The sequence below is a fragment of the Methanohalobium sp. genome (genome assembly GCF_018609725.1).
In the GTDB taxonomy this organism is placed as follows: domain Archaea; phylum Halobacteriota; class Methanosarcinia; order Methanosarcinales; family Methanosarcinaceae; genus Methanohalobium.
Genome location: NZ_JAHENT010000112.1, coordinates 1 through 23,530 on the forward strand (window position 1 = coordinate 1; position 23,530 = coordinate 23,530).

A 23,530-nucleotide genomic window follows, 5' to 3' on the forward strand; every position below is an offset into this window, starting at 1 on the left:
ATTGCTAATTTTCGAAACTATAACATTATAAAGTTTCATCAACTTTTTTAAAATAATAAGGTTTACATAGCTTATAAACCCATCATGGTGATGGAATCCAAATATTTTTGGGGTTTCTGCAAGGGGTAGGGGCTGATAAATTGCCTATTATGAAAAGTGCAGACGTATTATTATACCAATTACAAAAATTGTACTGGCAGGAAGCAAAATTTGAACAGCTTGCAATATGTGATGCCAGACTGGAACTTATGGGTGAGTATAAGGATGAGCTGGATATACTTGAGAGTAATTCCCAGGAAAATATAAATTTGATTGAAAATTGGCTCAACCTTAAAAATATAGACCCATCTCAATGCAAATTATTCAATACCGAAAAAACGTATAATTTTGTAGGTATGGACGCGCCTCATATATTTAGGGTACTGTATAAATATGCAATTTACATAAAAACGATTTATGAAGATGTGAGCAAAGTAGACCAGAATGTTATTACATACATGATTCCAAATGAGAATTATGCTGATAATTTTCATTCTGATATATATGACATATTACCCCGTCAGAAAGAATCAGTAGAGATTTGTATGAATATCTGCGGAGGAGCTTCAGCAATATTTGGAATTTAATTCTCCTGTATTTTGCTGTGTTAACAAGGCGCTGTTCAGTTAAGGTTATCTTTTACTTTATACATAACTTTAAATCATTGTACATAGGAGGATTAAGATAGAAAATGCAATTAATATGTTGCATTAACTGAACAGTAATCTTTTGAGCATAGTATCACTGTTTCTGTTTCAGAATGAATTTAACAAAATCAGGTTCTAAGTTTGATTCTCGACCTATTTTTTCAGCAATCTTTTCATCAGAGATATTTTCTTTTTTCAATTCATTAATTCTCTCATAAATGCCATTTGATATTTCAGAGTATTCATTGATATCTTTCCTGTGACCCCAAACATCACCTTCTATAAGATCTATACCTTGCATATCAAGGAACATTTTAGCAGATTTTGATAATGTCCTAATGTAAGAATTCGGTATATGGAATGCTTTTATGTCAGGACATTTAGATACAATGGAAAATATATCGGTATTGGATGGTCTAAAGGCTAGGTGGACAATTTCTTCATTTTCATTCAGATTTTCTATATCATCTTTTGAACTTATTACTCGAATTCGCATATGTTATCCCTTACTATTATAATTTTAATGAATATTAAAATAAATTATTTTTTAATTATTTAAAAATTGTGATATTTAGTAACAAAATCATTAGGATATCAACTTTTACATAAAATTGTTGTGAATTAAATACTACTATTTATTTGGTTGCCAAAGTCCACTGGAAATATACAAATAGTGTTTAAACATAGTTTAAACTATGAATAATGGGGTCTTTGAAAGTAAAATAACAAAATTGAGTGCGAGTAAAAACAGAGCATATCCATCGATACGCTTGCCGAAAAGTTATGCTGATATCATTGGAAATAAAGCTCAAATCTACCCAACATCCTATGATGGTAAGCAGGCATTTTTAGTCGTAGTAGACAATGAGAGTTTAAACTCTGAATTTGAAAATCCACTAGAAAATAGAATTAAAAACCTTGAATCTCAAATCGAAGAACTCAGAAACCTTGTTTCAAAAAAAGAGTCTAATAAAACCAATAATTCAGAAATTAATGGGCCCGCTGCGATTCGAACGCAGGATCCCCGCCATGTCAAGGCGATGTCATAACCTACTAGACCACGGGCCCATTTCTGTTAACTGGCATACCAGTATTGCATTATTATTGATAAATCTTTGGGTTTATGAATTTCTCTAATTACAGCTGTTATTCATTATTATCGGATGAATTTTCAAAAATTCGATTGAGGTCTTCAATTCCCACTTCAACATCAAACTGCTTTAACCTAAAAAATTTTTTAGCCCTCATATCTTCATCTTCAAGTCTTAAATCGCTTTCCACAAAATCCGCTTTTTCGAGACGTTTTAAATGAAGATAAAGCACCTGTCTTGATATCTTTAGTTCTTTGGCAAGCTCATAGACATACCATTCACGTTCAGCAAGCATATATATTAATTTCAACCTCAAAGGGTGTGAAATAGCCTCTCCGATGTCAACTATTTGCTGAAGTGTTTTTTCCATAAATAAAAAACCTTTAATCGTTTTTATAAATTTTAAATTTCATCCAGTTTTTGTTTTATCTCTTCAACAGTCTCTTTTATATCTTCTACATCCTTTTCGATTTTTGAGATTCGTTCACTGGATTCCTTATTTTCAGAACCTGTATTATTAGATCTATTCAGAAAATATAAGACAAGACCTATAATTATCAATACAAGGATGATATTTAAAAAAATTCCAAAAAAAGGACTATATCCTGTTCCATACCCTGGCATCATATGCAAACAAACACCTCTAAACCCAGTATTTAGATTGCCTTGTATATAACTTTATAGTATATGATTTTTAAAAAAAGTGGATTAATATCCATATCCCATACCACTGCAACCAAATCCACCTCTGTGGAAACGGTTATTGTTTCTAGGCTGGTTATTTTGCTGATATACATCGTCACTGAAATCTTCAATTACTTCAGCGGTATACGCATCTACTCTTCCCTGTTTTATTATGCCATCTGAATCAGGGTAATTGATTACCCACCATCTGCCCATCTGATAGACATTGTCTTTTGGTACATCTATGCCTGTTTCAGATTTAAATTCTGTTATTGCATCATCTATTGACTGGACAACTGGTTCATTTACATCTTCGCCATAAGCACCACCATATCCATCATGACCGTGTCCATTGTGTTGATTATATGCACCATTATTTGCTTGATTCCATCCATACCCATGGTTTCCATATGCATTTGCACTTGCGATTCCTACAGTTGCTATTGCAAGCACTGCAGCAATTAATACCACTCCTATTTTTTTATTCATATCATCCACCTTCTTGGTTTATATTTACTTATGTTTAAAATACATAATATGTGTAGCATATTGATTACATATAAACAGTATATGTTGATAATATAAATAGTTAACCATTGATTTGGCCGAACCAGAAATCTATATTACAAGAAAACAAGTAGCAACAAAGTGATGAATATCAATATCATTAAACGTAGAATAAATGAGATTAACATTGTTTTCATCCCAAGTCTTGGTCCAAATATACCAATATAATGAGGAGCTATTATACGAAGACCGGTAATACTGGTCAATATTTTACTAATAAGAAGGGTTATTAGAATTTCTTTCCCACTGAGAACATCTCCTGTAAGCAAATTTCCAGCAATTGTATAACCGGCTATTTTGCTTGCAAATTGTGCGGCGATTACAGGCAAACCATTGACAGGAACAGGCAATAAACGAGAAACAGATTTTAGATACTCCGATACAATATCAAATACGCCAATATCCATAAGAATAAAAACAAAAATTGTCACAGGTACAGTTACCACAAGTATTTTACCCAGTGTTTTTCTGGATTTTACAAGGCTGGATTTTAAGGCGTCAACAAATCCATCAGGTTTACTGGTTTTAGCGACTTCAGCTACTGAATGATTACTGCCATCAAGTATAAAATGTCCAATTATTGCCACAATGACCGTTTTTAAAAGCCCTACCAGTGTAAGTATTCCTACATATATAAGACCAATAGTACCCAAAAGAGGTACAAGTACAGGAAGAAGTGTACGCCAGTGAGTAATTATAGAAGGAAAAGAATTCAAAACTGATGCGATGATAAGCTCTTTTTCATCAATCAGTTCATTATCATGCAGGTCTTTTAATGATGCATTTGCAGCTGATGGTGAAGCAAAAGCTGTCAAAAAGCTTACACCACACTCCTTTCGTAAATGAACGAATCCTGTTATGGGACGAACAAGGAAACTGATTTTATCAACCCATCCAAGTTCCACAACAAGTTCTGCAAGAACTACTCCCGCTATCATGTAGGGTATAATAGTGGACAAATAATCAAATGACAGCAAAAGAACATCAGTTAGCATTATCGGTGAATAAAAGTTAATAAGATTAAAGATTACTGGTTAATTTATACTAAAAACCAAAATTGAAAAATAAAAAAGAACGAATTGGTAGTATATTCTTAGTTGATTTATTTCATGCTGATTGCTTCAACAGGGCATATGTCTATGCATGCTTCACAATCAGTGCATTCTTCCTCATCAACTACAGCTATACCATCATCGTTCATTGATATTGCATCTACTGGACATTCGTCAACACATGCTTCACAGCCTGTGCATATTTCTGAATCTACTACTGCTGGCATTTTATATCACTCCTTTAGTAAGTTGATTTTAATAGACTGGTTATTATAGATAAAAATGATTAATAAAAAACTATCGATAGGATAGGAAATAGCAAAATTATTATTTATCAGGTTGTAAGAAAAATTATAGAAAACTACAAAACTGATTTTATATAAGAAAAACAATAATAAAAAACGAATCAATCTAGTGGCAGAAAATAATGTCTGATAACATCGATGTTTTTAAAAACATTATATTTAGTGTACCTTCTTTAAAAAGAGTAGTTGAAGCACTAATAGTTACAGGAGCAATATACGGGGTATTAATCAATCTATCAATATCATATCTTTCTGCAGTATCATTAAATCTGTACTATATTATCATTACTGCGCTTTTTATGTTTATAATTCCTGCTCTTGCCTCGGGAGAACTGTATTATCAATTTTTACCCGAGTATCCAAGAAAGTGGGGATATTTTCTTACACTTTTTAATGAATTTGTGCTTTTTGTCTATGGAATGATTTTAACTTTTAGTGCTGAGTCAGGACTTATCAGTGCATGGAATATCTTCTGGATAGCTATTATAACTATCTTCTTAACCAGCTTACTGGTACTTGTTGGTACACTTGGCTACAAATATATTAAAAGAATCAGTATTCTGGGGATGGTACAACCTCTAATAATAGTATCAGCTTTCCACCTATCCATTGGGAGAAGTCTTGAAATAACAGTAACCACATACATAGAACGTATAGGTTTACTGTTTCTTGCGGGAATAATGCTTCTGTTGACTTTTTTCCTGGCGGAATATCTGATTTCTACAAACGTCAATGTTTCAGCTATAAAACTATCCTCAGGGTTGTTGCAAAAACGGCAGGAAGTACTTGACCTTGGGTACTCATCCCGACCAGATGTTCAAACTCTTGAAATCGAAAATGAAAATAGTTCAACTACTATAGCAGTTCCATGGATACACCCCGGGCCTCTTGAGGGTTTTGGAGGAGGACGAGCGTCCACAGATTTAATAAACCATCTTAATGAAAACGGCAATGGTTTCTTTTTCCATGTTCCATCCACTCATAAATGTGACCCGGTTAACCCGGATGATATTCACAAAATAATAAAAGCATTAAACAAACCAGCTAAAAGCTCTACTGCTTCCAAGCTGGTTAAAGAAAGTTATCCAGAACATAAGTTAACATTCTACGGCAGAAATATTGGTGATAAAAAACTTGTATATATGGAAGCTGAAAACTACGGTGATTATGAAATTTCAGTTTTCAGAGAGCTGATAAATCTGGAAAATGTAATGATAATCGACCTTCACAACCACGAAAGGAATAAAGAACCTGACCCTCAATTACTTTATGGTACAGATGAAGCAGAAATATTCAGAGAAAAATTACTAAAATTCCTGGATAAACTTGAAGGTCTTAAAAATTCAGGTTATCAGGTAGGCTACTGCACTAACACTACAGGAACTCCCAAATTTGCCCTGATAGAAAATGTGGATGGACAGAAAACACTTCTATTTGGAACTGAAGGAAATGGTATTTCAGAAAAGATGGATGAAGTTCGCCAGAACTTAAAAGACAATTTTGATGAAATATTAACCTTTACCACTGATACACATAGCAGTATACATAATATGATCTCCAACAAACACGTAGAAACTGACGAATTATACGAGGTTATAAATAAAGCCAGTAAAAACGTGTCAAATGGAAGTACAGGGTTTACCAACAATAAATCAGAACCAATGAAATTGTTAAAAGATGATTATCTCGGGCTTGCTTACAGTATCAATATATTGGTTCGACTGTTTCCCCTTGCGTTGCTGTTGCTTTATATAGTTCTGATTTTATGGATTCTCTAATCCTTTTATTTAAAAAAATACTTAAAGCAACATTTATTATTGTAAATTGTAGGGGGAAAATAATTGAACTATATTAAAAAAAGAAATGGAAGAACTGTTGATTTTGATTCTGAAAAAATTACACAGGCTATACATAAAGCAATACATAGTGTAAATGAAAACGATGGCGACCTTGCCCGAAAAATGTCTCATCAGGTGATAGAAAACCTTGAAAACCGGTTTAAAAATACCATTCCCGGTGTAGAAGATGTACAGGACATTGTTGAAGATGTATTAATAAAAAATGGATATTCTGAAGTAGCCAAGTCCTACATCCTCTATCGCAGAAAAAGATCCGAGGTAAGAGAAACAAAAAAGTATCTGGGTATAAAACAGGATGACCTTAAATTAAGTGTAAATGCAATAAGGGTATTGGAAAGAAGATATCTACTTAAAGATGAAAATGGCAATCCTGTAGAAACTCCTTCAGAGATGTTTGAAAGAGTTGCAGATTCGGTATCATCAATAGATAAAAAATATGGTTATAATCCTTATGACAGCAAAACTGAATTTTACAGGATGATGTCAAACCTGGAATTTTTACCAAATAGTCCCACCCTGATGAACGCTGGTACAGAACTGGGACAATTAAGTGCATGTTTTGTACTTCCTGTTGAAGATTCAATGAAGGGTATTTTCGAAGCTTTAACAAATATGAGCCTTATACACCAATCCGGGGGTGGAACAGGATTCTCATTTTCAAAACTGCGGCCTAATGGAGATATTGTTAAATCTACAAAAGGAGTTGCTTCAGGACCAGTATCATTTATGAGCATTTTTAACCAGGCTACTGAAGTAATAAAACAGGGTGGTAAACGCAGGGGTGCAAATATGGGAATTTTAAGAATCGACCACCCTGATATAATTGAATTCATTAACTCAAAGGAGAAAGAAGGATATCTGGACAATTTCAACATCTCTGTAGGAGTAACAGATGAATTCATGAAAGCAGTCCAGAATGATAGTAAATATGACCTGATTAACCCAAGAACAGGCAAAACCACTGAAAAACTCAGAGCAAGAGATGTTTTTGACTTGATAACCACAATGGCATGGAGAACTGGTGACCCGGGGATGATATTTCTGGACGAGATTAACCGCAGACATCCCGTATCCCATATAGGAACTATTGAAACTACTAACCCCTGCGGAGAAGTTCCACTGCTTCCCTACGAATCCTGCAATCTGGGTTCCATAAATCTGTCAAAAATGGTTAAAAACAACACAATAGACTGGGAGAAACTAAAAAATATTACACGTTCAGGTATCCACTTTCTTGATAATGTTATTGATGCCAACAAATATCCTTTAAATGAAATAGACATAGAAACCAAAAACAACCGTAAAATAGGATTGGGAGTCATGGGACTTGCAGAGATGTTTGCAAAACTTAACATACCCTACAATTCAGAAGAAGCCATCGAAACTGCAGAAAATATTATGAAGTTTATTAATGAAGAATCTGTTAAAAAATCAGTAGAACTCGGAGAAAAAAGAAGTTCATTCCCGAATTTTAAAGGGAGCCACTGGGAAAATAAATACAGTTCTATGAGAAATGCCACTTTAAATACTATCGCACCCACTGGCACCATAAGTATTATTGCAAATACAAGTTCAGGCATAGAACCGATTTTTGCTCTTTCTTTTGTACGGAACGTAATGGCAACACAACTTCTTGAAGTAAACCCGGTTTTTGAAAACACTGCAAAAAAAAGAAACTTTTACAGTAAAGATTTGATGATGGATATCTCAAAAACAGGATCTATTCAAAACCTTGAGCAGGTCCCAAAAGATGTGAGAGACCTTTTTGTTACATCACTGGATATTGATCCCGAATGGCACGTTAGAATGCAGGCAGCTTTTCAGAAATATGTGGACAACTCCGTTTCCAAAACAGTCAACCTCCCTGAAAAAGCTACACTGGATGACGTTAAAAGAATCTACATGATGGCATACAAACTCAATTGCAAAGGGATTACAATCTACCGCTATGGAAGCAAACAGAATCAGGTTCTTGAACTTGGCGGATTGAAAAAAGAGAAGGGAGAAGGAGTAATCGCAGATTCTGAATTTTCAGGAGATTATCTTACAGGATGTTCTATCTGTAATTAATAGAATTGTTAGTATTTATCAAGGCTCGTAAAATTAAATCACGAGCCGTTTATCTAATTTTAGAAAAGTATTGTCTATTTAAAGGAAGGTCTGTGGTTACAGATAAAAATCTGTAACTTAGAAAAATTAAATTCCTTAGCTCTGCAGAACTATTTCGATATTGATATCTTTTGGAACCTGGATTCTCATGAGCTGTCTGAGTGCTCTTTCATCAGCCGAAATATCGATTAATCGTTTGTGTACACGCATTTCCCAGTGGTCCCATGTAGCAGTTCCATCTCCACTTGGGCTTTTACGAGCGGGAACCCGTAGTTTTCTTGTTGGGAGTGGAACAGGACCAGACATACCGACACCGGTTCTATCTGCTATCGACTTTACCTGATCGCAGACTCCGTCCAGGTTTTCTGGATCCGTTCCTGATAGTTTAATTCTTGCTTTCTGTGCCATATTAATCCCCTGAAAAATAAAGAATTGAGTGTCTTATTTGTTGACACTCATACACATTCCAGCAGCGATTGTTTTGCCCATATCACGGATAGCGAATCTACCCATGTGTGGAATTTCTTTCACCGGTTCAATTATCATTGGCCTTGTTGGTTTGAGTGTTACAATCGCTGAATCTCCAGATTTAAGGAATGTTGGTTGTTCTTCTTTAACCTGTCCTGACTTTGGATCCATCTTCTTATCAAGTGAGATGAATGTACATGCAATCTGTGCAGTGTGTGCATGGAATACAGGTGTGTAGCCAACAGTTATTGCAGATGGATGCTGGAGAACAACTATCTGTGCTGTAAATTCATTTGCTACAGTTGGTGGGTTGTCTTTGTGTCCAGCTACATCTCCTCTTCTTGCATCACCCTTACCGAGTCCACGAACACTCCATCCGATGTTGTCTCCTGGGGTCGCTTGAGGTACTTCTTCGTGATGCATTTCTATGGATTTAACTTCACCGGTCTTACCACTTGGCATGAATGTAAGCTGGTCTCCCTTCTTCATCACACCGGTTTCAACTCTTCCTACTGGTACAGTACCAATACCTGAAATGGTGTAAACGTCCTGTACTGGTATTCTTAATGGAAGTTTGTCTGCTTTTTCTGGTGGTGTGAGGTTGTTAAGTGCTTCCAGTATAGTTGGACCATTATACCATGGTGTGTTTTCACTCAGTTTGGCTACGTTATCACCAAGATATGCTGAAGTAGGTACAAATGTTACATCGTCTGGTTTGAATCCTACCATTTTAAGGAGTTCAGATACCTGGTTTTTGACCTCTTCATATCTCTTTTCATCGTAATTGATGTCATCCATCTTGTTGACTGCAACAATGAGGTCGTTAATACCTAATGTTCTTGAAAGGAACACATGTTCTTTTGTCTGGTCCATCACACCATCAGGCGCTGCAACAGATAATACAGCTGCATCTGCCTGAGATGCCCCTGTAATCATATTTTTGACAAAGTCTCTGTGACCTGGACAATCAACAATGGTGAAATAGTATTTATCGGTATCGAACCTCTTGTGAGCAATATCGATTGTGATTCCTCTGTCTCTCTCTTCTTTAAGAGAGTCCATAATCCATGCAAAAGCGAATGTTTCTTTACCCTGTTCTTTTGCTTTTTCTTTGTTCTTGTCGATTATATGCTGAGGAATTGCACCTGTTTCATACATCAACCTTCCGACGAGTGTGGATTTACCATGGTCAATATGACCAATGATAGCTAAATTCATGTGTGGTTTCTCATCTGCCATTTTTTTATCCTCCTTTTATGTATATTTTCATTTTTTGTATATATTATTCATATATTAACATATGGTTCGACCATAATAATCGTCTATATGTTTTAAGTTTTCTGATGAATAAATCAGACTGTCTCCAAGATATCCTGAGGCTTAGGTATTTCGTTCTTCATACCCTTCCTTTCGCGAATCATACTTATAGTTTCCTGTATTAAATTTGACGGAATCGGTTCAAAGCCAGCAAATTCTGTACTCCACATGGCACGGCCTTCAGTTGACGACCTTATATCACCTGCAAACCCGAACAGTTCTGCCACGGGTGCCTTGGATTCGACGGCTGTCATATCTCCTTCTGAACTCATATTAAGGATAATTCCGCGTTTACCCTGTATCAATTTTGTAGCTCCACCCATCTGGTCCTGTGGTACATAAATGAATACTTTCTGATATGGTTCAAGAATTGTAGCATCTCCCATAAGCATTGCAGCCTGAATAGCCTGCCTTGATGCAGGGATTACCTGTGCTGGTCCACGGTGGATAGTATCTTCGTGGAGTTTGGCATCAACAAGTTTTACCTTTACACCCATACATGGTTCATTTGCCAGTGGACCGGCTTGCATAACCTCTTCAAAGCCTTCAAGGATTAATTCCATTGTCTCATTAAGATGCTGGATACCCTTTGTCTGGTCAAGGTATATATTAGATTCACAAATGTCGACCAGTCCTTTGGCTTCCTCTTTATCCATTCCTGCTTCTATCAGTTTGTTCCTGCGTTCCAGTTCAGGCATACGCATTGAAATCTCACCGGATCTGATAAGATCAATGACTTCTGGTTCAAGTGGTTCAACTTCTATATAGAACTTGTTGTGTCTGTTTGGTGACTTGCCTTCAACCGGACCCGCATGTTTTTGAATCGCTTCACGATAGACAACAATCGGAGGGCTTGTACTAATTTCTACTCCTTTGTCACGTTCAATTCTGTGACCTATAACTTCAAGATGGAGTTCACCCATTCCTGAAAGCAGGTGTTCTCCTGTCTCTTCGTTTAATGTAACGCTTAGTGTTGGGTCTTCCTTATTCACCTGTCTTAAAACTTCAACAAGTTTTGGCAGGTCTTTCATGTGTTTGGCTTCGACTGCAACAGTAACCACTGGTTCACTTACATGTTTTATGCTTTCAAAAGGTGTCATATCATCCTTTGTGGTTACCGTAGAACCAACAATGGCATCTTTGAGACCTGTTACTGCTGCTATATTACCAGCTGGTATACTTTCGACTTCGACCCTTTCAGATCCCATGTAAATGCCTACCTGCTGAACCCTGTTTTTACCGGGTGACCCCGAAATATTTACTTCCATACCACGTTTGAAGGTTCCACTGAAAAGTCTACCTGTTGCTACTTCTCCTGCATGTGGATCAAGTCGAATATCAGTCACCATAAAGGCCAAGTCACCATCTTCTTTGGCTTTGGTCATCTGCTCTCCGATATCAGATTCGATGTCACCATGCCAGATTGTGCTGACCCGGTAGGGTTGTGCTGTGACCGGATTTGGAAGGTGGCGAATAACCATGTCGTTTACTGCTTCATAGAGCGGACATTTTTGAGCAAGGTCGGTTTGGCGCTCCTGCTGACAGTAATTATATACATCAGCAAAACCGATGTTTGTTTTCTCCATCATAGGTACGCTGATTGCCCAGTTATACAGTGCTGAACCGAATGCAACCGTACCGTCTGAAGCAGAAACCTTCCAGCCCTTATTATAACTTTCTTCGTTCATACCCTTGATTAATTTGTTAACATGGTCTATTAACTTACCAAGGCGTATCTGCATTTCCTGTGAATCGACTTGTAGCTCATTAATAAGACGGTCAACTTTGTTGATGAAAAGTACCGGTTGAACCTGTTCCTTTAACGCCTGTCTTAAAACCGTTTCTGTCTGGGGCATGGTTCCTTCAACTGCATCAATAACAACAACAGCCCCATCAACAGCTCTCATGGCTCTTGTAACGTCACCACCGAAATCAACGTGTCCCGGAGTATCTATTAAATTAATAAGAAATTCTTCACCATTGTACTCGTGCACCATCGACACGTTTGCAGAATCAATTGTGATTCCCCTATCCTGCTCTTCTTCATCAGAATCCATGAACAGCTGACTTCCAGAAAGTTCGGAAGATATCATTCCTGCGCCAGCCAGAAGGTTATCTGTTAGAGTGGTTTTTCCATGGTCAATATGTGCAACTATACCAATGTTTCTTATATGTTCCGGGTTTTTCATGAGCGATACTACTCGCTCAACCATTTTTTTTCTTCTTCCCATATTACTACCCTGCAGAATATTGAAAAATATTATTTTTATTATTTATATCGAATTTAACGTGCTGATTTGGCAACCCGTTCTTTGGAATCTTTTCTGTTTACAGAGAAGTATTTTGCATCACGGTTAGCAGCACCCATCAGTTCTGATGCCAAACAATCTGCTAGTGAACGTTTTGATTTGTATGCTGCCTGGTTCACTCCCATAGAAATAAGCCTTAATGCGGTATCAACACGCCTTTGTGAGGCAGTATCCACTGCTTTGGGTACAGATATTCCACCGTATTTTAATCGGACTACTTCTTCCCTGGGACCTGTATTGGCAATAGCATCTACAAGAACCTGTACTGGGTTCCTTTCTGTCTTTGAATAGATTATATCAAAAGCTTCTTCTACAGCACGCAGTGCAAATTGTTTTTTACCTGTGTTATGTTCTTTTCTCATTAAATTGTTTACCAGACGTTCAACAATAGAAATCTCTGATTTGTTAAATTGCTGTCTTGCATGTCTTCCATTCGTATGTGGAACAATAACAGGGTCCAGATTAACATAGCTTTTTATTCCGGAGTCATTTACTTCAACTTCTGACATGTCCCATTTATCGAACAATTTGTACATAAAAATCATCTCCTCGGTTTCTCTCTTCTGCCTATTGCCATCTCATTTAATGAGACATTGTTTACAGCGATAACCTTGAATCTGACACCGGGTATATCACCTTTTGATCCACCCATTCGTCCGCCAATACGTTCTACAGTTACTTCATCGTGTTCATCTATATAATTTATAGCACCGTCACCCGGACAAAATGCTGTAGCCTGGCGACCATTCTTTATCAACTGTATTCTTACACATTTTCTAACTGCAGAATTTGGCTGTTTTGCTTCCACACCTACTTTTTCAAGTACAATTCCACGACCCTGTGGTGCACCTGAAAGCGGGTCTGCTTTAACATCCAGCCCTAAGGCACGCCTACTATATCGCTTATCTTTCCATCGTGAATCTGTATGATCTTTTTTCAATTTACTTGCAGCATATTTTCCATTTGCCATTATTTTCCTCCAATAATTTCAGTTATGTTGATGACAATCATTTAACGTAAACTCTTATGATTGATTAACCATTTTATATAATAATTTATTGAATAATTACACTATCGATGTTATGATGACGGTTTGCAATCATTTTTACTTTGTCAATGTTTTTTCCATTACTTCCTATAGCAAGACCTTTGCTATTGTTGGATACCTGTACATAAGCATATTGCTTATCATCTTTATTGGCTATATTTACAGAAGATACTGCAACTGGTCCAAAGGCATTTTTGATAAATTCATTGGGGTCTTCTGAGTATTCAACAAGTTCAACATGCTTATCTACATTTTCCTTGACCCTGTTTATATGTTCACCATTTTTACCAATAGCAGCACCCATATTTCCTGCTTCGACAACATAGATGATTCTGTCTTCGTCCACTATACAGTCACGAATTTCTGCACCTGTTGTCTGTTCAAACATTGCTATGTATCTTAACTCTTCTGTAGACAGTTTAATTTCACTCAAAGATGAACCCCTTAGAATGATGATAAAATATTGGATTCTCCAGGGTCTATAATAGCCATTGCTGCAATTGAGAATGGTTTACCACATGAAGCCCCTAATTCAACACTGGTTCCTGAATAATTTAATACAGGTATACCTGTAGAATTGATTTTTGACTTTACATCTTCTGGACAATTTGCAGATAAAACTACCATTTCTGCTTCTGATTTTTCTGCTGATTCAATGGTTCTTTTAGAACCAATTACTACTGACCCTGTTCTTATAACACTTAATAGTGCTTTATCGATACTAATATTTTTGTTGCTCATTTATATCAACCCATTGTAAATCTTGAATATGCATTCACTAATACCAAATTAATTATATCTAGTTTCTGGTTGATGTTAATTAGACACTTTCTCCTTTAACTGGTTTTGTTGCGACCAAATGCACATCGCCTGTACCAAGTTTAATTGGCTGCCCTATAATTATATTTTCAGTTACACCGTTCAATTCGTCAACATCACCGCGTATTCCTGCATCAAGAAGGTGGTTGACTGTTACCTCAAAAGCAGCACGTGCAAAAACACTCGCTTTTTCACCTGAAATACCATGACGACCTATTTGTTTTACTTCTCCGTCACATGTCATGATATCTGCTACTAGCATAATATGCCGGATGTCAACATTAAGGCCCTGTTCACTCAGTGTGTCCATTGCTTCTTTAACCAGTGCATTTCTGGCTGCTTCTATTCCGAATACTTCGTAGATTTCAGCGATATTATTGGTATAGGTTCTTGTAACATCAACACCATCTATTTTCAGAACTTCATTGAGTTCAGAACCTTCTGTATACAATGTGTATTCATCACTGTCTTTTCGGATAACAACCCTTTTAATGCCTTCTATACCTTTAAGTGTTACGTTATGTATATTCTTTGCAAGCTGTAAAAGCTCACGATAAGATGGCTGGTTTGGCTGTATAATTATCTGATAATCTACTTCTTCGGATATTTTAACCAGTACATTAAGTTTATCACGGATTATGCCTGCTATTCCATCAACCGATATATCTCTTTGTGTAAGAGTTTTTTCATGAAGGTCGACAACAAGCTGCATCTGTGCAAGGTCAGTTGTGACATCTCCCAGATGTCCAATATGGGTAGCCTCTATCTGCCATGCAAGTTTTCTGGCTTCATCCCTGGAATCCGAGTAACCTTCCTCAAGTGCAACAGTCATCATAGGTGTACTGGGCGTTTTTCTTGCATCGACAATTTCAATAAGTCTTGGGAGACCCAATGTTACGTTGATTTCTGCAACACCTGCATAGTGGAAAGTACGCATCGTCATCTGCGTACCGGGTTCTCCTATTGATTGTGCCGAAACTACACCTACTGCTTCACATGGTTCTACGCATGCATAACCATAATTATCCATCACCTGTTGGATGATTTCTTCCAATTCTTTTTTGGTGACTCCGGCCTTTATAGCATCCTCTTTTAGCGTATTAACCATATTCTGAGGCAGAGGAAGATCATCCACCATTGAATTGATTGTAGCTTCACTTAAGGTCATTGTTCGACCTCCTTTCCAGTAACTGATTTAACAATACTGTGGATTGTTTCCGGATTGCTGTAATCACTTTTTGTCGAATCAATTCCATCTTCTCCATATTTAAACTGTACAATTACACCCCTTGTTTCACGTACAGAACCATCATACTGAACTTCAAGGTCCTGCAAAGCATTGACAAGTCTTCTCTGGAGGTAACCTGATTGAGACGTCCTCACCGCTGTATCCACCAGACCTTCACGACCTCCTACAGCATGGAAGAAATATTCTGTTGGATTAAGACCACTCTTATAACTGGATTTAACAAAACCGTGTGCATCTGCACCAAGGTCACCTTTGCTGAAATGCGGAAGTGTTCTACCTGTATATCCTCTTCTTATACGTTCACCACGAACAGCCTGCTGACCCACACTTGCTGCCATCTGGGTCAGGTTCAACATTGAACCTCTGGCACCGGATTTAGCCATGATTACAGCAGAATTATCCAGTCCAAGATGGTTACCTGCTACATCACCAGTTTTATCTCTGGCAACACCCAGTTTTTGCATAATCTTCATTTCAATTGTCTCATCAAGAGTTCTACCAGGAAGTGGTTCAAGTTCTCTTGCTTCGTAGGCTTCAATCAACCTTTTGACTTCATCTTCAGCATTAGATATAATCTCACTAATATGCATTTGAGCTTCTTTTGGAATATCCTCATCACTAATACCGAAACTAAGTCCTGAACGCATGATAGCCCGGATAGCCAGCCTTGTCATATCATCGATAAACTCTGCTGATTTGGTAGAACCATATTCTTTTACAATTTTATCAACAATATGCCCTTTAAAAGCCCCAATTCCTTTCTCATCGATTGTTCCTGTGATAAGTTCTCCATTTTCAATTATAACATACGCATCATTTTCACAGTTTTCTCTGTCACATTCATCACATTTGAAACAAACTTCTGCAACATATTCCAGATTTAAGTCATCTGGTAGGAGCTGACTGAAAATCTGTTTACCAGTCCAGTAGGGTTCACCATCATCTCTGTATCCTGCTGGTTCAGGCAACTGCCTGATATGTGATTTTCTTAAAAGGTCAAGTGCATCATTTTTGCTAATATCATTATCAGTTCTGGTTAGCAAGAACATTCCTGAAATGTGGTCATGGATTCCACCGATAATCGGACCACCAAAACGTGGAGATAGGATATTTTCCTGGATTTTCATCAATATTTCTGCTTCAGCTCTAGCTTCCTCTGTCTGCAGAACATGAAGGTTCATTTCGTCTCCATCAAAATCAGCGTTGTATGGTGGGCATACTGCAGGGTTTAATCGGAAGGTTTTATATGGTAATACCTTTACATGGTGAGCCATTATACTCATTTTGTGGAGTGAGGGCTGCCTGTTAAAGATAACAATATCTCCATCCTGCAGCTGTCTCTCGACCACCCATCCAATATCCAGTTTTTCTGCAAGATCAGTACAATTAACGTCTGTAACTTTAATACGCCTGCCATCAGCACGAATTACATAATTAGCTCCCGGATGGACATCATTTCCGCGGGCAACGTACTGCCGCATTTTCTCAAGGTTTCTGCTAATGACATTTACAGGTAACGTCATCTGCTTTGCAATTGCATATGGCAAACCTACTTCATTAATACTTAAATTGGGATCAGGCGAGATGACTGTACGTGCTGAAAAATTGACACGTTTACCTGAAAGGCTACCTCTAAACCTACCTTCTTTACCTTTCAGACGTTGAGTCAATGTCTTTAATGGACGTCCTGACCTGTGCCTTGCAGGCGGAACACCTGATACTTCATTATCAAAAAACGTTGTTACATGATACTGCAAAAGCTCCCAGAGATCTTCAAGAATTAATTGCGGTGCACCTGCTTCTCTGTTTTCCTGGAACCTTTGATTGATACGTATTATATCCACCATTTTATGGGTGAGGTCATCTTCACTACGCTGACCGGATTCCAGTGTGATGGACGGACGAACAGTAACAGGCGGTACTGGAAGGACTGTTAATATCATCCATTCAGGACGTGCGTTACTTGGGTCCATTCCCATTAAACGCACATCATCATCTGACATATTTTCGAATCTTTCACGTATCTCAGTAGGGGTTAATTTTTCCCCGTTTTCAATATAATCCGATGGTTTTTCAAATTTTATCTCTACCTGTTCTTCATTGCAGTGCGGACAGACTTTAGTTTTTCTGGCTTCTTTAAAAAGATCATTTACCAAGTCATCTGTCGAATGACCCATTATCTTTAATTGCTGCAATTGTTCAAGGTATTCATTTTTCCTCTGGGGTTCAAGCAAAAAATTACTGCAATTCCTACAGATTGAGCGCAGTGATTTTAATATCAATTTATTAAATCCTACATGTATCACTGGTGCTACAAGTTCTATATGTCCAAAATGACCTGGACAATCACCAGCTCTGCTGCCGCATGTTTTACAAATCAATCCCGGGTCTATTACACCCAGACGCATATCCATAAGTCCCATATCAATCGGATAACCGTCATCATCATAGGTATCCGCTGTGATTATGGGCGTAATACTCATTTTTCTTACTTCTCTGGGAGACAGTAAACCAAATCGAATTTCACCAACTCTTTTAGGTATAGAAGCCATTGCATCCATTTTATATCACCATTATACAGCATCCTCAAGTCCCATTCTTGGTGTAACACCAAGAGATTTTATTTCATCCAGAAGCAATTTGAAAGCATAACTCATCTCTACTGGATAGATATCAGTTTCTGATTCACAGTTAGAACAGAAAGCCATCTTTTGTTTTCGATCATAGGTAGCAATCATACCGCAGTTGGAACAGACCAACTGAACCACTTTATCGGATTCATCCATCAAACGTTCTTTCAGTGCCATTGCTGCACCATGTCCAATCATGACATCTCTTTCCATTTCTCCAAATCTTAGACCTCCTTCACGGGCTCTGCCTTCAGTAGGCTGTCTTGTAAGCACCTGTACAGGACCTCTGGATCTGGCGTGCATCTTAGAAGCAACCATGTGGTGCAGTTTTTGATACAGAATAACACCTGAAAAAGTATCAGCCTGTATTTTTTTACCTGTTACTCCATCTGTAAAGACTTCCTTTCCAGTATGTGAAAAACCATAATCTCTTAGACCGTTCCTTAATTCCTCTTCAGATTCACCAGAAAATGCTGTAGCATCAACACGTCTACCTTCCATTGAACCTACTTTACCACCTATCATTTCCAGAACATGACCCACAGTCATACGTGAAGGTATAGCGTGTGGATTTACAATTAAATCAGGAACCAGACCATCTTCAGTAAACGGCATATCCTGATAAGGAACAATTAATCCTATGACACCTTTCTGACCGTGTCTGGATGCAAATTTATCACCGATTTCAGGCACTCTCTGGTCTCTTACTTTCACTTTTGCAAGTCTTGTACCGTTTATTGATTCTGTTAATATAACATTATCAACGATACCCTTTTCATTAGAACGCATGGTTATCGCACTTTCACGGCGCTGTTCCACAGCAAGACCAAAATCGGATTGTTCTTCAAGAAAACGTGGAGGACTGGTCTTACCGATAAGAACATCATTTGGTTCCGCTACTGTTTCAGGGTTTACAAGTCCATCTTCATCAAGATTTGCATAAGCTTCAGCGCCTCTTGCTCCTCTGTAATCCGAATCAGGAATTTCAAATTTGTCTTCCTGTCCTCCAGCATACCGTCTTTCTTCTCCTTCAAACGTCCTCAGGAAATGGCTTCTTGCAAGCCCTCTCTCAATAGAGCCTTTATTAAAAACAAGTGCATCTTCAATATTGTAACCTTCATATGACATTACAGCAACAACAAAATTTTGACCTGCTGGTCTTTCGTCAAAATGAATAGAATCTGCTGGCTGTGTCTTTGTAAGTGCTTTTTGTGGATTATGGAGCACATGTGCTCTGGTATCAGGCCTTAATTTCTGATTGGAAGTTGACATGCCAACACACTGCTTTACCATCGCAGCCCCCATCGTATTACGTGGCGCTGCATTGTGTTCTGGATAGGGTACCATTCCAGTACATAAACCCAGAACCATTGAAGGGTCTATTTCAAGGTGGGTATGTTCGGGTGTCAAGTCTGATGCATACAGTGCTATGTAAGCATTCTCTTCTTCTTCTGCATCAAGATATTCCACACGTCCCTGTTTTACTAGATCTTCAGATGCGATTTCATTATTTTTCAGTTGATCGATTTGTTCATCAGTTACAAGAGGCTTACCATCATTAACAATTATTAGTGGTCTTCTTGCCCTGCCTATATCAGAATTTATTATAATTTCATTGATATCTTCATATAACGCTACATTTACCTGCTGCGATATCAAACCATTTCTTCTCTGTTCTCGTATATCCTCTACCAGTTCAACAGGATTATTATGAGTACCCACCAGTTCACCATTTAGGAAAATTTTTGCTTCTGTCATTTAAATCTCCTCTCACAATGTATCCGAATCTAATAATTCGCTGGAGCTTGTGTGTTCAGGTCCTTGTGCTTCAGGGAATGTTTTTTCCAGTTCATCCACGTAATTATCAACTTCCTCTTCATATTCAGGTTCTTCACTTGTCGGTGTATGTATCACCATAGGTTTTACTCCCAAATCATAGAGGCTGTTTTTGATTGAATCCAGATCATCGGTACCAGTAGATAGCTCCACCATCTGGGCAAAATTCTTAACCAGTCCGCAGTTTGGACCTTCTGGTGTTTCCGATGGACACAAACGTCCCCATTGGGTAGGATGAAGGTCACGGGCTTCAAAATGCGGCTGTGCTCTTGAGAGAGGAGATATAACCCGCCTTAAATGAGATAGTGTGGAAATATAATCGGTACGGTCTAAAAGTTGTGATACACCTGTTCTTCCACCTACCCAGTTACCTGTTGCCAATGGATGTTGAAGACGGTCTGTTAATACATCTGCTCTTACAAGGGTGACTACATTCAATTCTCTGTTTCTCATACTTGCCCGTTCAAGCTGATATTTAATATCCCTTGCAAGTCTGTTGAAAGCCACCCTGAATAGGTCTTCCATAAGGTCTCCGGTGAGTTTCAAACGTTTGTTGGAATAATGGTCTTTATCATTAGGGTTGCGTCTTCCAAGAGCCAGCTCAAAACAGGACTCTGCCATTCTGCCCAGAAAATGTGCTTTTGTAAGCCGGTCTTCAGGATCATTTCCAAGATGAGGAAGAAGATATCTATCAATTACATAATTTGCCCGTTTAATCTGGTAATCTTTCGCCTGTCCTGATGCTACACGGGAACCAAGTTTTTCAACAGCTTCTTCGGTGGATTCAACTTCGGATTCTTCAAGGTTTTCAAACATGTATTTTAAAATTTCCTGATCAGTTGAAACCATTTTCACAATATCTTCATCGGTTTCAACACCAAGAGCTCTCATAAGAGTAATGAAATTTACACGACCGGATATTGAAGGGAATGAAACCTCAAGGAGTGATTTTCTGCCTCTTTCTACAACAACCAGTGCCCGATATCCTCTTCTTTGTGAAAATACCTTGGAGACCTGTATTGGATCACCATAGCGTTCAGAAAATTCAGTCATTACCTTGTTGGGTGCAAGGTCTTCAAGGGTCATAACAACCCGTTCAGTACCATTTATTATGAAGTATCCTCCCGGGTCAAGCGGGTCTTCTCCATATTGTACCATTTCCTGGTCGTTGATTCCTACAAGATTACAATAATTGGATTTTACCATTATAGGTAATTGACCTATCTTTGCTTCCATAGGTTCGGTTTCTTTATCACCGTTTACAACACTCATCTGGAGATATAATGGTGCAGTATAGGATATATTACGCAGTCTTGCCTCATTGGGATAAAGGTTTTCAATAGCCCCATCAGCCTCTTTTACAATCGGTTTTTCAACCCTGATATTTCCGAGTTTGATGTAAATGTCTTCAAGGTCTGTTTCGATAATACCCTGTTCATCAATGACTTTTTGGAGACCTGAATCCAAAAATTTATTGAAAGAATCTATGTGATGCTGTACTATTTTGCCTTTTGTAAAATACTCTCTTGATAATTCAGCGGTATTTGCCACTATGGTAGCACCCTCTATTGGTTTTTTAATATATATGAGTTAACTCAATAATAACGATTAATTGGTTGTAAGATGATGAAATGGTCTTGGGTTTGTTTTTAAATTTAAGGATAGCATGAGTATAAACAGAGAATTTTTAATGGTTAGAAAGTTTTAAGAATTTATCATTTTATTACTAATCTGTAATATAAACCTTCCCCAGCAGTCTGGCTTTTTCGAATTATTTTTACGACATCCCCTTCTAATGCCCCGATTTCCTGTATAATAGGGTCACTGGATTTTATTTTTGGCAATTGCTCTTTATCAATTTGATAGTGGTTTAAAACAGTTTGTAACTCATCCGTTGCCAGAATTTCATGTTTTGGGATTAACTCGTGGTCGAGCAGGCTGATATTTCTCAAATTTATTCCTCCCTAAAAAATATCCATACAAGGAAGATTCACCAGTAAATAATGGGTTTGACGGGCTCGTAGGGATTTGAACCCTAGACCGTCTGGTTAAAAGCCAGACGCTCTGCCTGACTGAGCTACGAGCCCTTTCTGATTGTATGGCATTATAGACATGTACAATGTCGTACATCCGCGCGAAAGTCACCCTTCACATCCAAGGCGACGTGGACAAAAAGACATTATCATATATAAATTTTAGCCTTGAAAAAGGCCAATATATTATTTTTAAAGATTATTACAGTCCAATATTACAGATAGTTTTTATATTTGCTAAATATTTCATTATATAATTAACAATATATATAAGAAAATTGTAGATATAATTAATTTCCACCATACGGGAATATATAAAATACGATGCATGCAACACCTACTTGTTGTTGGAGAGCATGATAATACACAAAAAAGTAATATCTCACAGATATATTAAAAATCTGTGAAAAATTATAATATCATGTACCGTGTTCCCATTCACGCATATATTTTTCCTGCTCGGTAGTCAATTCATCGATTTCAATCCCAAGTGCCTTTAACTTCAGTTCAGCGATATAGATATCGATTTCCGGTGGTACTGCGTGCACATCGGTACCAAGGCCATTATCTACAAGATGACGAACGCAAAGCGCCTGATTTGAAAAACTCATATCCATTACTTCTGCAGGATGACCATCTCCTGCTGCAAGATTTACTGTTTGCTGGTCTGCAATAACATTAATTCGATGAGTTTTGAGGTTATACTCTTTGATGTTACTTTTTACTTTGCGAATCGAGTGTGCTATTGATTCAAGATCTTCAATATTGATTTCCACATTAAAATGACCGGAATTAGCAAGAATTACTCCATCTTTCATTAATTTAAAGTGGTCTCTGGTAAGTACTGAAACATTACCTGTAGTTGTTATAAAAATCTCTCCTATTTTTGCAGCATCCTCCATTGTCATCACACGATAACCATCCATACGCGCCTCGAGTGCCCTTACAGGATTGACTTCGGTTACTATTACATTGGCACCAAGTCCTGCTGCATACATAGCTACCCCTTTACCACACCATCCATAACCGGCAATAACTACATCTTTGCCTGCTACCAACAGATTGGTGGTTCTATTTATAGCATCCCATGTTGACTGACCTGTACCATACCGGTTATCAAAAAGGTACTTGGTAAGTGCATCATTAACTGCAATAGTGGGTATTTTTAAGGCATTATTTTCAGACATTGACATTAAACGGTGCACGCCTGTAGTAGTTTCTTCACATCCTCCGATTACATTCGGTAGCAGATTCTGGCGTTCTGTATGGATTTTATGAATGATATCAGCACCATCATCCACTATAATATTGGGTTCTATATCCAGCACTCTGTCGATTGCCTCATAATATTCATCTTTACTAACATCATGTTTTGCAAAACATGAAACATTGTTTCTTGTATCCAATGCTGCAGCAACATCGTCCTGTGTACTTAAGGGATTACAACCGGTTATAGCGATTTCAGCAC

Annotated in this window: 22 protein-coding genes and 2 tRNA genes; 3 read left to right on the plus strand and 21 right to left on the minus strand. The window is 37.6% G+C overall.

Features of this window, described 5'->3' with window-relative positions; all coding sequences use genetic code 11:
- Positions 1–149: 149 nt before the first annotated feature.
- Positions 150–626: a hypothetical protein gene (locus QZ276_RS07450; RefSeq protein ID WP_292486745.1), complete on the plus strand. Its 477-nt coding sequence runs from the start codon at positions 150–152 to the stop codon at positions 624–626.
- 154 nt (positions 627–780) lie between these two features.
- Here QZ276_RS07450 and QZ276_RS07455 read toward each other — a convergent pair whose 3' ends face one another.
- The 7 genes from QZ276_RS07455 to QZ276_RS07485 form a co-directional block, all read right to left on the minus strand.
- Complete coding sequence (locus tag QZ276_RS07455) at positions 781–1,182, minus strand: DUF1699 family protein (RefSeq protein ID WP_292486747.1); 402 nt, start codon at positions 1,180–1,182, stop codon at positions 781–783.
- A 498-nt stretch (positions 1,183–1,680) separates the two neighbouring features.
- Positions 1,681–1,754 (minus strand) — tRNA-Val (locus QZ276_RS07460).
- Positions 1,755–1,832: 78 nt separating this feature from the next.
- Positions 1,833–2,147 carry a winged helix-turn-helix domain-containing protein gene (locus QZ276_RS07465; RefSeq protein ID WP_013194234.1) on the minus strand — a complete coding sequence of 105 codons (315 nt, stop codon included), beginning with the start codon at positions 2,145–2,147 and terminating at the stop codon, positions 1,833–1,835.
- A gap of 32 nt (positions 2,148–2,179) precedes the next feature.
- Positions 2,180–2,404: a hypothetical protein gene (locus tag QZ276_RS07470; RefSeq protein WP_292486751.1), complete on the minus strand. Its 225-nt coding sequence runs from the start codon at positions 2,402–2,404 to the stop codon at positions 2,180–2,182.
- 81 nt (positions 2,405–2,485) lie between these two features.
- On the minus strand, positions 2,486–2,950 hold the full coding sequence (locus QZ276_RS07475; protein WP_292486753.1) for a hypothetical protein: 465 nt from the start codon (positions 2,948–2,950) through the stop codon (positions 2,486–2,488).
- Between the two features lie 134 nt (positions 2,951–3,084).
- Positions 3,085–4,023 (minus strand): nucleoside recognition domain-containing protein, encoded by a 939-nt coding sequence (locus QZ276_RS07480; protein ID WP_292486755.1) that lies wholly within the window; start codon positions 4,021–4,023, stop codon positions 3,085–3,087.
- Positions 4,024–4,130: 107 nt separating this feature from the next.
- A complete protein-coding gene (locus QZ276_RS07485) occupies positions 4,131–4,307 on the minus strand; it encodes a 4Fe-4S binding protein (protein WP_292486757.1) in 177 nt (58 codons plus the stop codon).
- 200 nt (positions 4,308–4,507) lie between these two features.
- Between QZ276_RS07485 and QZ276_RS07490 the strand changes: the two genes are divergently transcribed.
- Both QZ276_RS07490 and QZ276_RS07495 read left to right on the plus strand, forming a co-directional pair.
- A complete protein-coding gene (locus QZ276_RS07490; protein WP_292486759.1) occupies positions 4,508–6,163 on the plus strand; it encodes a DUF2070 family protein in 1,656 nt (551 codons plus the stop codon).
- 63 nt (positions 6,164–6,226) lie between these two features.
- Entirely contained in the window at positions 6,227–8,314 is a 2,088-nt protein-coding gene (locus tag QZ276_RS07495; RefSeq protein ID WP_292486761.1) for an adenosylcobalamin-dependent ribonucleoside-diphosphate reductase, read from the plus strand.
- Between the two features lie 135 nt (positions 8,315–8,449).
- On the opposite strand, the gene rpsJ is transcribed toward QZ276_RS07495, so the two are convergent.
- The 14 genes from rpsJ to QZ276_RS07565 form a co-directional block, all read right to left on the minus strand.
- The gene (gene rpsJ / locus QZ276_RS07500) at positions 8,450–8,761 is read right to left on the minus strand and encodes a 30S ribosomal protein S10 (RefSeq protein WP_013194241.1); all 312 of its coding nucleotides are present in this window, start codon (positions 8,759–8,761) and stop codon (positions 8,450–8,452) included.
- Between the two features lie 33 nt (positions 8,762–8,794).
- Positions 8,795–10,060: a translation elongation factor EF-1 subunit alpha gene (tuf, locus tag QZ276_RS07505; RefSeq protein ID WP_292486764.1), complete on the minus strand. Its 1,266-nt coding sequence runs from the start codon at positions 10,058–10,060 to the stop codon at positions 8,795–8,797.
- Between the two features lie 113 nt (positions 10,061–10,173).
- Entirely contained in the window at positions 10,174–12,369 is a 2,196-nt protein-coding gene (locus QZ276_RS07510) for an elongation factor EF-2 (protein ID WP_292486766.1), read from the minus strand.
- Between the two features lie 53 nt (positions 12,370–12,422).
- Positions 12,423–12,992 carry a 30S ribosomal protein S7 gene (locus tag QZ276_RS07515; protein ID WP_292486768.1) on the minus strand — a complete coding sequence of 190 codons (570 nt, stop codon included), beginning with the start codon at positions 12,990–12,992 and terminating at the stop codon, positions 12,423–12,425.
- Complete coding sequence (locus QZ276_RS07520) at positions 12,989–13,417, minus strand: 30S ribosomal protein S12 (RefSeq protein ID WP_013194245.1); 429 nt, start codon at positions 13,415–13,417, stop codon at positions 12,989–12,991. The genes QZ276_RS07515 and QZ276_RS07520 overlap by 4 nt, the downstream gene beginning before the upstream one ends.
- Before the next feature lie 85 nt (positions 13,418–13,502).
- Entirely contained in the window at positions 13,503–13,928 is a 426-nt protein-coding gene (locus QZ276_RS07525; RefSeq protein WP_292486772.1) for a NusA-like transcription termination signal-binding factor, read from the minus strand.
- An 11-nt stretch (positions 13,929–13,939) separates the two neighbouring features.
- Positions 13,940–14,236, minus strand: coding sequence for a 50S ribosomal protein L30e (locus tag QZ276_RS07530; protein ID WP_292486773.1), 297 nt, complete (start codon positions 14,234–14,236; stop codon positions 13,940–13,942).
- Between the two features lie 79 nt (positions 14,237–14,315).
- A complete protein-coding gene (rpoA2, locus tag QZ276_RS07535; protein WP_292486775.1) occupies positions 14,316–15,482 on the minus strand; it encodes a DNA-directed RNA polymerase subunit A'' in 1,167 nt (388 codons plus the stop codon).
- Entirely contained in the window at positions 15,479–18,124 is a 2,646-nt protein-coding gene (locus QZ276_RS07540; protein ID WP_292486777.1) for a DNA-directed RNA polymerase subunit A', read from the minus strand. Before QZ276_RS07540 ends, rpoA2 begins: the two co-directional genes overlap by 4 nt.
- 12 nt (positions 18,125–18,136) lie before the next feature.
- The gene (gene rpoB / locus QZ276_RS07545) at positions 18,137–19,951 is read right to left on the minus strand and encodes a DNA-directed RNA polymerase subunit B (RefSeq protein ID WP_292486779.1); all 1,815 of its coding nucleotides are present in this window, start codon (positions 19,949–19,951) and stop codon (positions 18,137–18,139) included.
- Positions 19,952–19,963: 12 nt separating this feature from the next.
- Entirely contained in the window at positions 19,964–21,580 is a 1,617-nt protein-coding gene (locus QZ276_RS07550) for a DNA-directed RNA polymerase subunit B'' (RefSeq protein WP_292486781.1), read from the minus strand.
- Positions 21,581–21,744: 164 nt separating this feature from the next.
- A complete protein-coding gene (locus QZ276_RS07555) occupies positions 21,745–21,981 on the minus strand; it encodes a DNA-directed RNA polymerase subunit H (protein ID WP_292486783.1) in 237 nt (78 codons plus the stop codon).
- A 61-nt stretch (positions 21,982–22,042) separates the two neighbouring features.
- Positions 22,043–22,116 (minus strand) — tRNA-Lys (locus tag QZ276_RS07560).
- A 365-nt stretch (positions 22,117–22,481) separates the two neighbouring features.
- On the minus strand, positions 22,482–23,530 hold a 1,049-nt coding region (locus QZ276_RS07565; RefSeq protein WP_292486785.1), incomplete at its 5' end, for an adenosylhomocysteinase.